The sequence below is a fragment of the Paenibacillus periandrae genome (genome assembly GCF_022458865.1).
Lineage (GTDB): Bacteria > Bacillota > Bacilli > Paenibacillales > NBRC-103111 > Paenibacillus_S > Paenibacillus_S periandrae.
Genome location: NZ_JAJNMU010000022.1, coordinates 122,906 through 136,669, shown reverse-complemented (window position 1 = coordinate 136,669; position 13,764 = coordinate 122,906). Strand labels below are relative to the sequence as shown.

Annotated in this window: 15 protein-coding genes; all 15 read right to left on the bottom strand. The window is 43.0% G+C overall.

Annotated features, from left to right (window positions below; genetic code table 11):
- Positions 1 to 234: 234 nt before the first annotated feature.
- The 15 genes from fliT to LRL21_RS32090 all read right to left on the bottom strand — a co-directional run bounded on the left by fliT (position 235) and on the right by LRL21_RS32090 (position 13,763).
- Positions 235 to 576 (bottom strand): flagellar protein FliT, encoded by a 342-nt coding sequence (fliT, locus tag LRL21_RS32160; RefSeq protein WP_240419864.1) that lies wholly within the window; start codon positions 574 to 576, stop codon positions 235 to 237.
- Entirely contained in the window at positions 573 to 974 is a 402-nt protein-coding gene (gene fliS / locus LRL21_RS32155) for a flagellar export chaperone FliS (RefSeq protein ID WP_240419863.1), read from the bottom strand. Before fliS ends, fliT begins: the two co-directional genes overlap by 4 nt.
- 20 nt (positions 975 to 994) lie before the next feature.
- Entirely contained in the window at positions 995 to 2,515 is a 1,521-nt protein-coding gene (fliD, locus tag LRL21_RS32150; protein ID WP_240419862.1) for a flagellar filament capping protein FliD, read from the bottom strand.
- A 15-nt stretch (positions 2,516 to 2,530) separates the two neighbouring features.
- The gene (locus LRL21_RS32145) at positions 2,531 to 2,926 is read right to left on the bottom strand and encodes a flagellar protein FlaG (RefSeq protein WP_240419861.1); all 396 of its coding nucleotides are present in this window, start codon (positions 2,924 to 2,926) and stop codon (positions 2,531 to 2,533) included.
- A 54-nt stretch (positions 2,927 to 2,980) separates the two neighbouring features.
- A complete protein-coding gene (gene pseC, locus LRL21_RS32140) occupies positions 2,981 to 4,186 on the bottom strand; it encodes a UDP-4-amino-4,6-dideoxy-N-acetyl-beta-L-altrosamine transaminase (RefSeq protein WP_240419860.1) in 1,206 nt (401 codons plus the stop codon).
- 90 nt (positions 4,187 to 4,276) lie between these two features.
- On the bottom strand, positions 4,277 to 5,224 hold the full coding sequence (locus LRL21_RS32135; protein WP_240419859.1) for a dTDP-glucose 4,6-dehydratase: 948 nt from the start codon (positions 5,222 to 5,224) through the stop codon (positions 4,277 to 4,279).
- Between the two features lie 19 nt (positions 5,225 to 5,243).
- Positions 5,244 to 6,296 carry a pseudaminic acid synthase gene (gene pseI / locus LRL21_RS32130; RefSeq protein ID WP_240419858.1) on the bottom strand — a complete coding sequence of 351 codons (1,053 nt, stop codon included), beginning with the start codon at positions 6,294 to 6,296 and terminating at the stop codon, positions 5,244 to 5,246.
- On the bottom strand, positions 6,293 to 6,820 hold the full coding sequence (gene pseH, locus LRL21_RS32125) for a UDP-4-amino-4,6-dideoxy-N-acetyl-beta-L-altrosamine N-acetyltransferase (protein ID WP_240419857.1): 528 nt from the start codon (positions 6,818 to 6,820) through the stop codon (positions 6,293 to 6,295). The genes pseI and pseH overlap by 4 nt, the downstream gene beginning before the upstream one ends.
- Positions 6,817 to 7,869 (bottom strand): UDP-2,4-diacetamido-2,4,6-trideoxy-beta-L-altropyranose hydrolase, encoded by a 1,053-nt coding sequence (gene pseG / locus LRL21_RS32120; protein ID WP_240419856.1) that lies wholly within the window; start codon positions 7,867 to 7,869, stop codon positions 6,817 to 6,819. Before pseG ends, pseH begins: the two co-directional genes overlap by 4 nt.
- A 90-nt stretch (positions 7,870 to 7,959) precedes the next feature.
- Positions 7,960 to 8,682, bottom strand: coding sequence for a cytidylyltransferase domain-containing protein (locus tag LRL21_RS32115; protein ID WP_240419855.1), 723 nt, complete (start codon positions 8,680 to 8,682; stop codon positions 7,960 to 7,962).
- Between the two features lie 10 nt (positions 8,683 to 8,692).
- The gene (locus LRL21_RS32110) at positions 8,693 to 9,718 is read right to left on the bottom strand and encodes a UDP-N-acetylglucosamine 4,6-dehydratase family protein (protein ID WP_240419924.1); all 1,026 of its coding nucleotides are present in this window, start codon (positions 9,716 to 9,718) and stop codon (positions 8,693 to 8,695) included.
- Between the two features lie 19 nt (positions 9,719 to 9,737).
- A complete protein-coding gene (locus tag LRL21_RS32105) occupies positions 9,738 to 10,478 on the bottom strand; it encodes a cytidylyltransferase domain-containing protein (protein WP_240419854.1) in 741 nt (246 codons plus the stop codon).
- Complete coding sequence (locus LRL21_RS32100) at positions 10,465 to 11,490, bottom strand: alpha-2,8-polysialyltransferase family protein (RefSeq protein WP_240419853.1); 1,026 nt, start codon at positions 11,488 to 11,490, stop codon at positions 10,465 to 10,467. The genes LRL21_RS32105 and LRL21_RS32100 overlap by 14 nt, the downstream gene beginning before the upstream one ends.
- On the bottom strand, positions 11,456 to 12,754 hold the full coding sequence (locus LRL21_RS32095) for a DegT/DnrJ/EryC1/StrS family aminotransferase (protein ID WP_240419852.1): 1,299 nt from the start codon (positions 12,752 to 12,754) through the stop codon (positions 11,456 to 11,458). Before LRL21_RS32095 ends, LRL21_RS32100 begins: the two co-directional genes overlap by 35 nt.
- A complete protein-coding gene (locus LRL21_RS32090) occupies positions 12,747 to 13,763 on the bottom strand; it encodes a Gfo/Idh/MocA family protein (RefSeq protein ID WP_240419851.1) in 1,017 nt (338 codons plus the stop codon). Before LRL21_RS32090 ends, LRL21_RS32095 begins: the two co-directional genes overlap by 8 nt.
- Position 13,764 lies beyond the last annotated feature (1 nt).

The following is a 13,764-nucleotide window of genomic DNA, read 5'->3' as shown; positions in this document are numbered from 1 at the left end:
GTATTAACATTCCGTTAATAACTAATTCACAGGCATAAATGCAATAGAAATAAGCTTACATGGCTGTTTTCAACAAAGTTGTGCACAGAGTTATCCACATTGTCCACAAATTCAGCTGTTAATTAGTTTCAAGCAAAAGCATCTTTCTGCCTGGAGATTCTCATTAGAGCAAAAAGCAAAAAACCGTACAAGTATTTTTGTACGGGGCTTATCAAGTGAATAATTTTGATCAATTTACTTTTTTTTATTAAAATATACACTGTCTAGCGTATATTCCTTATCATAAACCTGCTTATATTTCTCAGCCGCTTGAAACTTTTGAATTGTCTTTTGAGCTTCTTCTTTGAAATCTATCATCTTGGCGCTAAGCAGCTTATCCTGCTCAAGAATTCGCATGATTCTCGATTCGAATGGTGCAAGGTCCAGAGAGTCATGAAGCTCCAGAAGTTCGGTTATCCACTGATCACGTTCATCCACAAAGTCCGCTAAATCTATGTAGCTCGCAGTTCCAAGATCCATGATCATTTGATCGGTAACACTCTCAATCCGGCTCATGATTTCCTCAACCTTGCTCATGCCTGATTCCCTGTGCTTGGACGTAGAGCATTATTAGCTTTCGCGGCCTGTATCCAGGTTTCCTTTAGCTCAACAAAATATTGGATTACTTCTTCAATCGGTTCGACTTCTTTCTTGGTATTAGCTTGAACCAACCTGTATAGAAAATAATCATATAGCTTGAGCAACCCATCAGCTACTGGAGAATTAGGATCGAGTGTAATGACAAATTCATTAATAATGTCCTGGACCTTACCAATTTGGATGTTAGCGTCAATATAATCCTGTTTCTGTATAGCTTGTATAGCCAGCTTGCTAAACCGCATGGCACCGTCACACAACATGATTAATAATTGAGCAGGTGATGCTGTCTGAATGGCATTTTCCAAATACTTATTAACTTGCAGATTATTAATCATGGATGCCTCCTAATGAAGCCTTATTTGCTACCAAGCTGGCTCAATAGTTGTGAGCCTTGAGAGTTCAATTTATTTAGAGCTGATTCCATTGCTGAGAACTGCTTATAATAGCTATCCTCTATCGTACTTAACCGTTTGAGTTTAACATTCATTTCAACGTCAATATCGGAAATTTGTTTGGACAACAGACTATCGTCATAAGAGATATTGCCTAATCCCGCTTTTTTCGTTAATGAAGTAAGCCCATCATTTAAGTGAGTATATAATCTTTCACCTACTCCAGCTAATGAAGGGTTGTCATCGGTGGCATCTCCTGTAAATATAGCCTTAACCGCATCTGGATTAGCTTCAATCGCCGCCCGCAGTTTTTCCTCATTTATATAAAGCTTTCCATTCTCATAATATTGTCCCGTGTCGATACCAATAGAAGCCAACGAATTATATTTACTGGAGCCTGAATCGACCACAGCTGTAATATCCGTTCTAAGCGTCCGAGTCATGCTGTCCAAGATAGGGTCGTTCCTTAAAACACCAGCCTTTGCCTTGGCTTCCCAGCTCTCTATTTGCTTTTCTGATAATGCTTCTTTCTGTTCTTTTGTTAGTGGCTGGTAATCCCGATTCTTGGTTTCCGTTCTTTTATCATTTAAGGTTTTTAATATGTCGTTATAATCATTAACAAATCCTTTGATAGATTCCACTATCTTGTCAGTGTCTGATTTCGTCGAGATGGTTGATGCAACCCCACCTGATTTCTTAAGCGTTACTTCAATACCATTAACTGTAAATGTATTACTGGTACGGCTTGTTTTAAGACCATTAATAGTCACATCCGCATTGGCTCCTGCCACACGATTCGTTGTGCTATTTGTATTAACTTGAAAAACCTTATTCAGCATATTACCGGATGTATCCTCAAAGGTAATTACTGATCCTTTGCCATCGGCTCCATTGGTCTCACCCGTATTGTTCGCCATAAACGAGATCTGCTTTAGAGATGCATCATAGAAAGCAGTTACATTCGTATTTTTATTAATCTTACTGATGACATCGTTCAAGGATTCTTTAGTGGAGTCGACTTGAATTTCTGTTCCGTTAATTTTGAACTTGTAATTGCCAGTTACAGGGGCATTAGTCATGTTAGCGCTTTGACTTGCCAAAGTCTGAGAAGGATCGAAATCTTTAGTTGCAATCTCACTCTCGCTAAATTTGGAGGCCGCAACTGCCAACCCATCTACCTTAATTTGTAGATTCGTATTGGTAGCACTAGCAGTTCCCTTCGCTGTCACCGCATCAGTATTCCCTGTTATATTAACAGTTTTAGCGTTAAACGTGCTTTCCAATTTGAAATTAAACAATTTTGTGTTACGAAATTCAGTCATTTTCAGATTGATATCCCGATAGGCATCCCGCTGCCATTCAACTGTTTGTTTCTTCTGACTCAGCTTGTCATAAGGGACTCTTTGGGCCTGCATCAGCTTGGCAACAGTTCCCTCAGTATCAAATCCGCTCGACAAACCGCTAATTCGCGTCACCATAATCATTCACCAACCTTAACTTTATCTTCTTTCGTCTACCAGAATGCCTGCCATCTCCCATAGCTTCGCTACCATATCCATCGTTTTCTCGGGTGGAATTTCACGAATGACTTTACCAGTATCCTTCTCCAGTACCTTCACCATAATCCGATTGGTTTTGGTATGAACAGAGAATTCCAGAGATGTTGCGCTTCCTTCTACGGCTTTAATGGCGCGGTCGATCGTCCTGATCAATTGCTCATCGCTGATGGAGACATGTTCTCCTCTGGACTCAGCTATTTTCATATCCTTCATCGACTGAATAGCTGCTAATGATGAATCCACAATAACCTCATCATTTGAGCTTTTGACTGGCGCCGGGGCGCTTGCTGCTGTTCCGTAATTCGACATCCCTGTTGTAGTGAAATTTGCTTCCATGCTAATCCCTCCAACACACTTTATACTGTATATCGGCTTAAAAAGAAAATTATATTAGATAGAAATTGGTAGTTTTCTAAAAAATCCAACTATTTTTTTCGTGGCCTCAATGACATCTGCTACATCTTGGTTCGACATTTTAGGAAATAAGGGAAGCGTAATGGCCTCCTCGTAATAATTTTCGGCGTTAAGACACTGTGCTTTAGAATAACCAAGCTGTTGATAATAAGGCTGGTTATATACAGGAATATAATGAACGTGAACACCAATATTCTCAGCTCGATACGCTTGGAACAGCTCTTTTCTACCCGCGGGATATGTATTCGTATCGAAACGCAGGATATACAAATGCCAGCTCGAATGGGCTTCTGGATGCTGATAAGGCACAGTAATGCCCGAGATATCGCGAAATGCCTCCGTATACAAAGCCGCGATTTCTCTTCTTCTTGCAATAAACGTGTCCAACCTGTCCATTTGGGATGTACCAAGCGCTGCCTGTAAATCGGTCATTCGATAATGATAACCCAGATCCTGCATTTCATAGTACCAAGGGCCTTCATTCTGCTGCAGCAGCTCCGGTTCCTTCGTAATGCCATGACTTCGGAAAAGCAGCAGCTTCTTATAATAAGCTTCATTATCTGTTACGATCATTCCGCCTTCAGCAGATGTCACATGCTTCAACGGATGAAAGCTGAACATCGTCATATCGGCAAGTGTGCCAATCTTCTTTCCTTCATAATTAGCGCCAAGTGAATGAGCCGCATCTTGAATAATAACCAGACCGTGACGATCGGCCAATTCCCGAAAACGATCCATTTGAACGGGTTGTCCAGAGAAATCAACAGGAATAATCGCCTTGGTACGGCCTGTAATTTTACGTTCCGTATCCTCTGGGCACAAATTATAGGTATTCGGATCAATATCGGCAAATACAGGTGTGCCACCTTGGTATAAAACACAATTACTACTAGCAACGAAAGTAATAGGTGTTGTAATCACTTCATCACCTGCGCCTATACCGGCAGCATAGCAAGCCCCATGCAGTGCCGCAGTCCCACTGGAGAACGCAACCGCGTACTTGACACCGACATAATCGGCTACTGCCCGTTCAAACCTCGGGATTTCAGGACCCTGCGTGATATAACCACTTGTCAGGCTGCTGACTACGGCTTGTATATCGTCTTCATTAATCCACTGCTGACCGTAAAATAGCATTTGACTGCGTACCGGTTGACCTCCATGCAGCGACAGCTTTTCCATGCGACCTGCCTCCGTTCATCGTAATGTTACTAAGTAAGTACAGCGAATCTACTCGCAGCTCGCCAGACAGCATACATAACTGTACTTCTGTTACATTAAATAGCTCGTCCGAATCCAATTCTCTGTCAAAGCGATTCCCTCTTCCAACGATACTCGCGGCTCCCAACCTAATAATTGCTTGGCTTTACTGGAGTTACACAACAGTTTCTGAATCTCGCTTTGCGGATGAATATGCTCAACGTGCTTGATGCGCGACTTATCTCCAACTATCAACATAGCTAAATCATTCACCGAAATATCTCGACCTAATCCAGCATTGACAATATGTCCGTCCACTTGATCCGTGAAACCGGCTTGAACAACGAATCGTGCGCAATCCTCTACATATAGTAAATCCCGGGTTTGAGTGCCCTCTCCATATATATTCACGTCTAAGCCTGCAAGCTTGTTTTTGATGAAGATGGCAACAACTCCGCCTTCACCACCTGTTTTCTGAAACGGACCATATGTATTAAACGGACGAATGACAACCGTCGGCAATCCGTAAGCGTAATAATAGGAGAGCACCATATTCTCTGCAGCAATTTTGGCCCCAGCATAAGGAGAGGCGGGTTTGATAGGATGCAGCTCGGTTATACCATTTTCTTCAACACAACGGTCATAGACCATACATGTGCTCATAAAAACAACTTTTGTATTATGCTTGCGGCATTGCTCCATAACAGAGAATGTTCCAATTGTATCGTTATTAAAGGTGGTTCGCGGGTCATCGATAGAATCCTGGACATTGATGGAAGCACCAAGATGGTAGCAAATATCAAATGCTGTTTCGTCAAAAAGCTCGGCTAATAGAGTCTCGTTCTTGATGTCGCCGACGATAAATTGTTTAAGTCCTGAGTGATTGCTGAATTCGTCCAGGTTTTCCTTACGCCCGTTGGACAAGTCGTCCAGAATCGTCAGGCTGTGCCCTTCTTCGAGCAAGCGCTTGGCAACCCATCTGCCAATAAACCCGGCACCGCCAGTGAGTAAAATGTTCATGACCCTTATCCCCTTTAAATTACAATAATAAATCCCACGAAAGTGGTGTACCTTTTTTGACATCAACCTTAACTGGTTTTCCTAGAAGCTCGGCCAAATGCTTAGGAGGTAGCCCAAATCCTGGACGTATAGCACGAAGATTGTCCGGTGTGAGTAGTTCACCAGCTCGTATATCTTTGGCTATATACAACGAACGCCGAAATTGCAGCGAAGGCTTCTCGCGTTCGGAAGGTCCATAACTGATCGCACCTAGTGCTTGCCAAGCTCGCTCCGATTCTATAACAAGCGAATTCAACTCCTCTGGCTCCAATGAGAAGGTTGAATCCACACCTCCGTCTGCTCGTCTTAAAGTGAAATGCTTCTCAATTACAGTAGCTCCAAGAGCAACAGCTGCGACGGAAGCACCTACACCCATTGTATGATCAGATAAACCGACTTCACAATGAAACAGTTGACGTAAATGAGGAATCGTCGCCAGATTGGAATACTCCGGAGTTGCTGGGTAGGTGCTTGTACATTTCAAGAGCACGAGGTCCTTACACCCTGCTTCACGTGCAGCTCGTACTGTTTCATCCAGTTCGGCAACAGTTGCCATCCCGGTAGAAATGATCATCGGTTTTCCAGTAGCCGCGACCTTACGAATGAGCGGAATGTCCGTGTTCTCAAATGAAGCAATCTTATATAATGGCACATCCAACTGCTCCAGGAAATCAACCGCAGTCTCGTCGAATGGTGTGCTGAACCCGATCATCCCAAGCTCGGTGCACCTATCAAAAATAGGCTTATGCCATTCCCACGGTGTATAAGCCTCCTGATAAAGCTTGTGAAGCGAAGTCCCTGTCCATAAAGAAATAGGATCTGTAATCGAAAATTCGTTGCCCTCGACATCAAGTGTCATCGTATCTGCCGTATATGTCTGCAGTTTCAAGGCATGAGCACCTGATTTTGCTGCTGCCTCGACAATCAACAAGGCTCGTTCTAAAGACTGGTTGTGGTTGCCTGACATTTCGGCTATTATAAAAGGCTTGTACTGCAGCCCAATATGAGTGTTGCCCACTTTAAATGATTTCATTTAAGATTCCTCTCCTCGAATTGATCCCGAAATAGTGCGAAACAACGTATATCATGCCATTGTTCACCCTTGAAGATATGTCTATGAAACAATCCTTCTTGAGCAAATCCCAGTTTAAGATGAAATCGAATACTCACTTCATTACTATCAAACACTTCTGCGTTTATTTTGTCAATCGGATACTGCGCAAATGCATACTGCAATGCCAAGCTTCCCATTGTGTATCCTGTCCCTGCCGGGAGCCCTTCAGGTCCCAGATAAAATCCCCATGTACAACGGCGATGCTCTGGCGCGATTTGGGTAAAATTGACTATCCCAACGGACTTTCCTTCGCTCATATATAATAGAGTCTTCTTGTCATTCACGGTTTGTAGCCTTGTAAACCATTGAAGATGCTCTTCCCAAGTAATGATATGATCAGTATACATCCATTGACGAATTCGCTCAGCATTTCTCCACTCCAATACAAGTGGGAGATCCTCCATCTCAATAGGGCGAACATAGGAGCTTACTCCAACCGTCATGGAATCTTGCCCCCTTTCAGGAATTGGATTATCGGCGACACATCACTTTCCTTAACTAAGGGCATGTGTGCCAGAGCGTTCCTACTCATTACCAGTGATTCCCTAGGATCATCAAGTTGGGTCTTCACCCATGAACGAATTCCATCTGCTGTAACATTTGCGCTATTTCCTAACGACCAGCAGAGCTGATGTTTGGCAGCCTCTTCGGTCATTGTTAACTGGTTGTCGGCTACCACAATGACTGCACAAGGCAGCCCTAAGTACAATCGCTCCCATGTTGAGGAGCCTCCGGCACCGATAGCCAGGTCCGATTGAGCCATAAACGATGACATCCGGTCAGTGAATCGATGTACTTTAATATGAGCAGTTGCCTGCGCTTGTGATATTAGCCATTCCGTATCCGGATTAAGGGATCCCGCTATCAAATCCACTTGGAAATCAGGATTGGACCATTCCCTTAAAGCACATAAAGCCTTTCTCGACTCTCCCGTTGGGTCACTTCCACCAAACGAAACCAAGATGCGGCGTATTGGACCAGTTCGATTACGAAGCTGAACACGTTCTTTGTAAAACTCTTCTCTGAGCAGTGCGTAACTGGGTCCAAGAAACAGCTTGCTGCCATTCGGAATCAAATCTATATAGCGATACTCCATATTCGGTTGCAGATTTTGATCCAGCAGCCCAGTGCAATCATGCTTTCTATTGGCTAAATCATCAATAATGAACAAATTGCCTATCTGTTTCCGTATAGGAGCCTCCCATGTATAGTCGATGCCATAATGGTCCACAATTAGCCAATCGGGTGATGTGTGATTTGCCAGATACTCCAACATTTCGTGTGGAGTCTCAATCCTATTATCGGCTAATTGGGGGAAGGAATGAAGTTGAAATCCTTCCTTAACAATAAAAGAAAACAGATTTCCCACTGTCTGCCTACAAAAAAAATGGACATCGGCTCCATGTGCCCGACATTGTTTGGCTAAAGTCAAACAACGCATTACATGGCCGCTGCCCGTCTGTATAGAAGCATCTGCACGAAACCATATCATCTTCCCTTTTAGTACCTGAGCCCGCTGTTCCACTAGCTGTCACCTGCTTTATTTATTTCTTTCGTATTTTATTTATCACCGTAATTTACCTTACTTCTTTTGTTCTACATGCTCATTCCATGTCGATATTTCGGGATGAGCGTTGACATACTGCAATGCATCCAGCCAACCAAAAAGTGGTTTCAGTGGATGTAGCCCGTCGTATATAGCACGAATGACTCGCCAATCTTCTTCCGTATCCAACGTCCAGCGATGAACCGAGAAATCCTGTTCATAGCATATATGTTCTATATGATATTGTTCAGGGTGCTGATATATATAAGGAGTCACATGCTCTCGTTGGAGTATTGAATCTGCAAGCTCATAGGATTCCTTCAACGCACGCATCGTAAATACCTCAACATCAAGCCCACGTGGATATGTACGCTTATGTGTATTCGAAGTGTAGTCCGCCCCACTTAATAAGTGCGCTGCGATAATGTCTTCAACCACTCGCGGATCCATCAAGGGACAATCCGATGTAATACGTACGATATGATCTGCCTGTGCTTGAACGGCAGCCTCATAGTAACGAGACAAAACATCGCTCTCGCTACCACGACTAGCAAAAGCATCATACTTCAATGCTTCAGCAGCAATGATATTGTCGGCAACGAGGTCAGACGTAGCCACGTAAACAGCGGTTGCATTACTAACCGCGCTCGCTCTTTGGATCACATGAGATAATACCGACTGCTCCTGCAGAGGAAGCATTACTTTACCTGGCAACCTTGTAGAGCCCATGCGGGCTTGAATAATGATTACTGTATTCATAGTTAATCCCCTATTCATAAGAATCCAATAACTGATGACTAGTAAGCAATGTCTCAAGATCCTGTTTGGAGATTGGCTCAGTAGAGTGCGAAGAATAGGTATGCCTTTCAGCTGGCCGAGCATCTTCATACTGAGGCACGAAATCAAGGAAAGTGTTAGGAATCACGAACATATCCTTCAATTCAATTGCATTGGCAGACTCATCATCTGTCATCAGCTCTTCATACATCTTCTCTCCGGGCCGTAAACCGATCTCTTTAATAGCAACCGACTCCGGATCTATCTGCAATTTGCGACTGGAGTGTGCAATGATCACATCTGCTAAGTCCCGAAGACGGATTATCGGCATTTTGAGTACGAATATTTCGCCTCCTTGAGCTTGCTGCAGTGATTGAATAGTAAGATCCGTAGCTTGCCTAAGGGTCATCATGAAACGGCTCATCGCCATATCCGTAACTGTAATTTCACGCTTATTCATAATTTGCCACTGGAATAGCGGAATGACTGACCCACGCGAACCCATCACATTGCCAAAACGAACCCCACAGAAAACCGTCGACTTGGGCCCGGTTTGAAATTGGGCAGAAGCAATCAATCTTTCAGCCATCAGTTTGGATGCACCATAAGTATTGGTAGGGGCTATTGCCTTATCTGTACTTGTGAACACAACCTTTTTCACACCTGCGTTAAGCGACGCTTGAATAACGTTCTGGGTTCCAATAATATTGGTTTGTACTGCTTCGAACGGATTATATTCACATGAAGGCACGTGCTTCATAGCTGCGGTATGAAATACATAATCGATACCTTGCATCGCTCTCTCCACGCGAATCGGGTCTCGAATGTCCCCAATTAAATATCTAATATTTTGATAGCCGGACATACGCTGTTGGAGTTCAAATTGCTTGTGTTCGTCTCTGCTGAATATACGTACTACTGCTGGATTGTCCAACAAAATCGTTCGAAGCAAGCTCGAACCAATCGTTCCCGTACCTCCAATTAGCAACACTTTTTTATCTGTAAAAAAGCCTTTCATCATGTATCCCCCTCTCTGATTACCTGGCTTTTTTTTGTGTAATATGTTGGTTTACTTTGGTTAATTGGCGATTATTATCTAGATATCGAATAATATCATAAAGTGTAAAATTCGGATTTGCCGGATACAGCTGTTCGAACACCTGCTTGATCAGTTCATAATCGTCTCGTGTATCCAAAGTTAATCTATACTCAGGATGTCTTAAAAAATATGGTGCTTCCACATTAGATAACCGGTAAACCTCAGGGTGCTCGTACATATAAAGTGATACATGCTCGCGATCAGCAGGGTCATTCGTAATCGTAGCTATTTCCGCTAATGTAGTTGTTCTAAAAACCTCTACACTAAAGCCAAGCGGATAAGTCCTAACAAGATGATTACCGACATAATCCAAATAAGGATTTTCTAGCATTCTAGCAATCGCTGCGTCTATTGTTTCCGCGTCAATTAAAGGACAATCACTAGTAACCTGCACGATGAATTCCGTATCTGTTGCTTGCGCTGCCTGAACCGTTCTAAGCAGAACATCCTCTTCGCTTCCCCTGAAGTATTCAACCTCTTGCTCCACTGCAGTTGCTACTACCTTATCATCTTGTATATTCGTTGTTGTAGCGATAACTATATTATGAATATACTTGGATTGCTTGAGACGTTCGATCAGACGAACCAGTGCAGGTCTTCCTCCAAGCTCCATTAAAATTTTGCCCGGCAATCGAGATGAAGTCATTCTAGCTGCGACTATGACATTAATTTTGCCCATTACGATTCACATCCTCTATAAATAAAGCAACTCTTTCCGCTGATTGTCCATCGAACCACAGATAAGCTTTATTATGGATTTGTATGTCAGTTTCCTTGTTATCCAATAATAACGGTAATGATTGTAAATAGGCTGTCAACTGCGAGTAGGTACTAATCAACGGCGTTAAACCCAGCTTGGTCGTTATGCATACGTCTGGAATTTGTAGCTGCGGCTGATAGCTTACTGCACGGACTCCCATGATGACTGCATGTAGAAGAGCCATGGAATTCATACCAATAACCAAATCATACTGAGGTATTAGTTCAATCAGGTCACCTGTAACCGATATCGATCCATATTGCTCTTTAAAGGATGAGTTGTCTTTAGGATGAAACTTTACATCCAACTGCATAGGAACCTGCTCAACTGCACGAAGCAAATCCTGTAGCACGGATTGTTCGGTATACCCCCATGAATCTCCATATAGTTGAGATAAGGGTTGAGATAAAAATAATAGCTTGGGCACATTGCTGATCGGCTTGCTCTGTAGAGACCGATAGCCCACGTAACGGTCCAAGCCTGGATGGCCAAGAACACGAATCACCGACTGTGGCACACCCGCCAATACCGCTTCATTCTTGGCGAGCTCATCCATTACTACATAGTGATCTGGACAAATTGAAGTACAAGAAGGATCTGCTGACCTCATGGTGTAATTACTCCAGTAATCCAATATGGCCACCGTTGGAATATGGAAGTCCTGACATAAGCGGATTGCCCGAGGCTCCAGGTCGGTTCCCCAGCTCCTACCCGTCACCAAGACACTTATTATCCCTGCTCCCAAATATGCATGTAGTTCTGCTAAAAAATCGTGTTCAGAAGCTGCATACTGTGGATTTAAGGAAGCTGCAGGCCCCATGCAGTAATATTTAACAGTATGATTCCTATCAGACAATTTTGTATAAACAGGATTTGTTACATCATAGCTACCAGGGTCATGCGCTAGAAACACCATGAGTTTCGTATTCATGGAGACGGCCTCTTTCTGACCTTATTTTCTCGATAGCTTCCAACACGTCGTCGATATCTGTTTCCGTATATGGAAGCCTACATACATCGGCAACGATCATTTTTTCCTCATACATCAGTTCTGTAACCGGACAAATTCCCTTAACGTACTGCTGAATCGGATGATCGATTAACGAGAAAGGAATTTGGGTTTGATTGTACACCCTTTTGTGCTGGTACATAGGTAGCCAATAGATCGGTTTCACATATCCAGTACCCATTGGAAAGCCCTCTGCTTTTAAGGCTTGCACAAAAGTGTCCCGAGAAATGCCCCATGTTTCCTTACTATATTGAATAGGATACACATAATACGAATGCTCGTAACCTTCTGGAATCCTAACACCTTTTAATCCGTCAATCTGCTTTAATCCAGCTGTAAATCTTTCAGCCAAAGCCCGCCTTTGTGCTAGAAAAGAATCCAGCTTCTTAAGCTGTTCAATACCAATTGCCGCATGTAGTTCCGTCATACGGTAATTGGAGCCTAAGACTACGGTTTCATGGTCATTTAAGTCATCGACTACAGCTTCTCCATGGTTGCGGATCAGTTGGCATTTGTGTGCCAAGCCTGGATTATCTGTTAGAAGAATACCGCCTTCGCCACTGTGAATAACCTTGTGGTAATTCAAGCTGATAATCCCTATATCGCCAATCGTTCCTGCTTGCTTGCCATTGATGGACGCCCCCGGAGACTGTGCATTGTCCTCTATGACATAAAGTCCATGCTTCCTGGCAATCACCATAATCTCGTTCAGTGCCGCTGGCAAGCCAAAAATATTGGCTACAATAATCGCGCGGGTTCTCGGAGTTATCCATTTCTCAATTTGGCTCGGGTCCAAATTATAAGTCTCGGGATCGATGTCTACAAATACAGGTACTGCATTGTTCATAACAATTACGGTAGCCGAAGCAACCATCGAATAAGGGGTGACCAATACTTCATCGCCAGGGCCGATCCCACAAGCAGCGACAGCAGTATGAAGCGCAGTCGTCGCAGAGTTAACGGATATTGCAAAGCGGGAACCGAATTTCTGCGCAAAATCGCGTTCTATCCCAAGAACCTTCGGACCTCCTAGAAATCTGTCCCCGGCACGACCGTAATAGGCTGATATACAACCAGAATTCATGACCTCAACAACTGCTGCGGTCTCTTCTGGCCCCATAGTATTCACCCATGGGAGGGCTTCTTTCCTGACGGGCTGACCGCCTAGTAGAGCTAGCTTACTCACAGAGCTTCCTCACTTTCTCTTGAGAGTTACCTCCTTGATATGAACGTTCTATTGCCTCAGCAATAAATAGTGGGACAATGGCATCGTCTATGCAACAAACAGGAGCAACTCCGTTATCTAAAATGTCTTGTATATGCTCTAGTGCAGAACTCATGTTGGAATTGCTTAGTAGATTGGTCTGATTATCTCGTACATGTAAATAACCAAAGCTTTCAAATAAAGGATGCTCACCTACATCGTAATATGCGATTTCATCCCCACTCTTCTTTATTTCAATCTTTCCTGATTCACAATAAATTTCTATCTCAAACATATAATAATGCTGATCGTCATAGCCGATTGCAATACCTTCAACATTATTATCAGTTTGAAAAGAAAATGTAAACGTAGGGTCTTGCTCTTTATCTGAACTGGTACAAACTCTATTAATTACGTTTACTGAGACAATTTCACCAACGAGCCATCTGACCAAGTCAAAGATGTGGGAGCCTGTATTTCGAATACCTCTTGTATATTTAATTTGAATTTTCTGGACTTTTCCCCATTTCAACAAATTCAAATCAGTTGCTAGTTTACGCATAACAGGGTGGTAACGTCTTGAAAGGTTAGGGAGAACGACTTTACTCCTTGGAATTTCTGAACGTATAATCAGCGCCTCTTCGGTACTTGAAGCAATAGGTTTCTCGCAAAATAATAATCGAATATTCGAGTCCATCCATATCTCTTTAATAATATTATATCTTCCTTGAGGTGGTGTACAAATACTAACTACATCCAGAGTATCTCCACTCAGCATTTCTGATATTTTTGAAAACACTGTTGCATGGGGAAACATACCCTTAAAGGTTTTCAGACGTTCATAGCTTACATCGACACCTGCGATCAATCTGAAGCTTCCATTCAGTTCATAAGCAAGAGCATGGCTAGAAGGACGAACTCTTTTACGATCCAGATCATAATATAGACCAATATTGCCAAGACCAATAACTGCCGCGTTATAATAATTCATG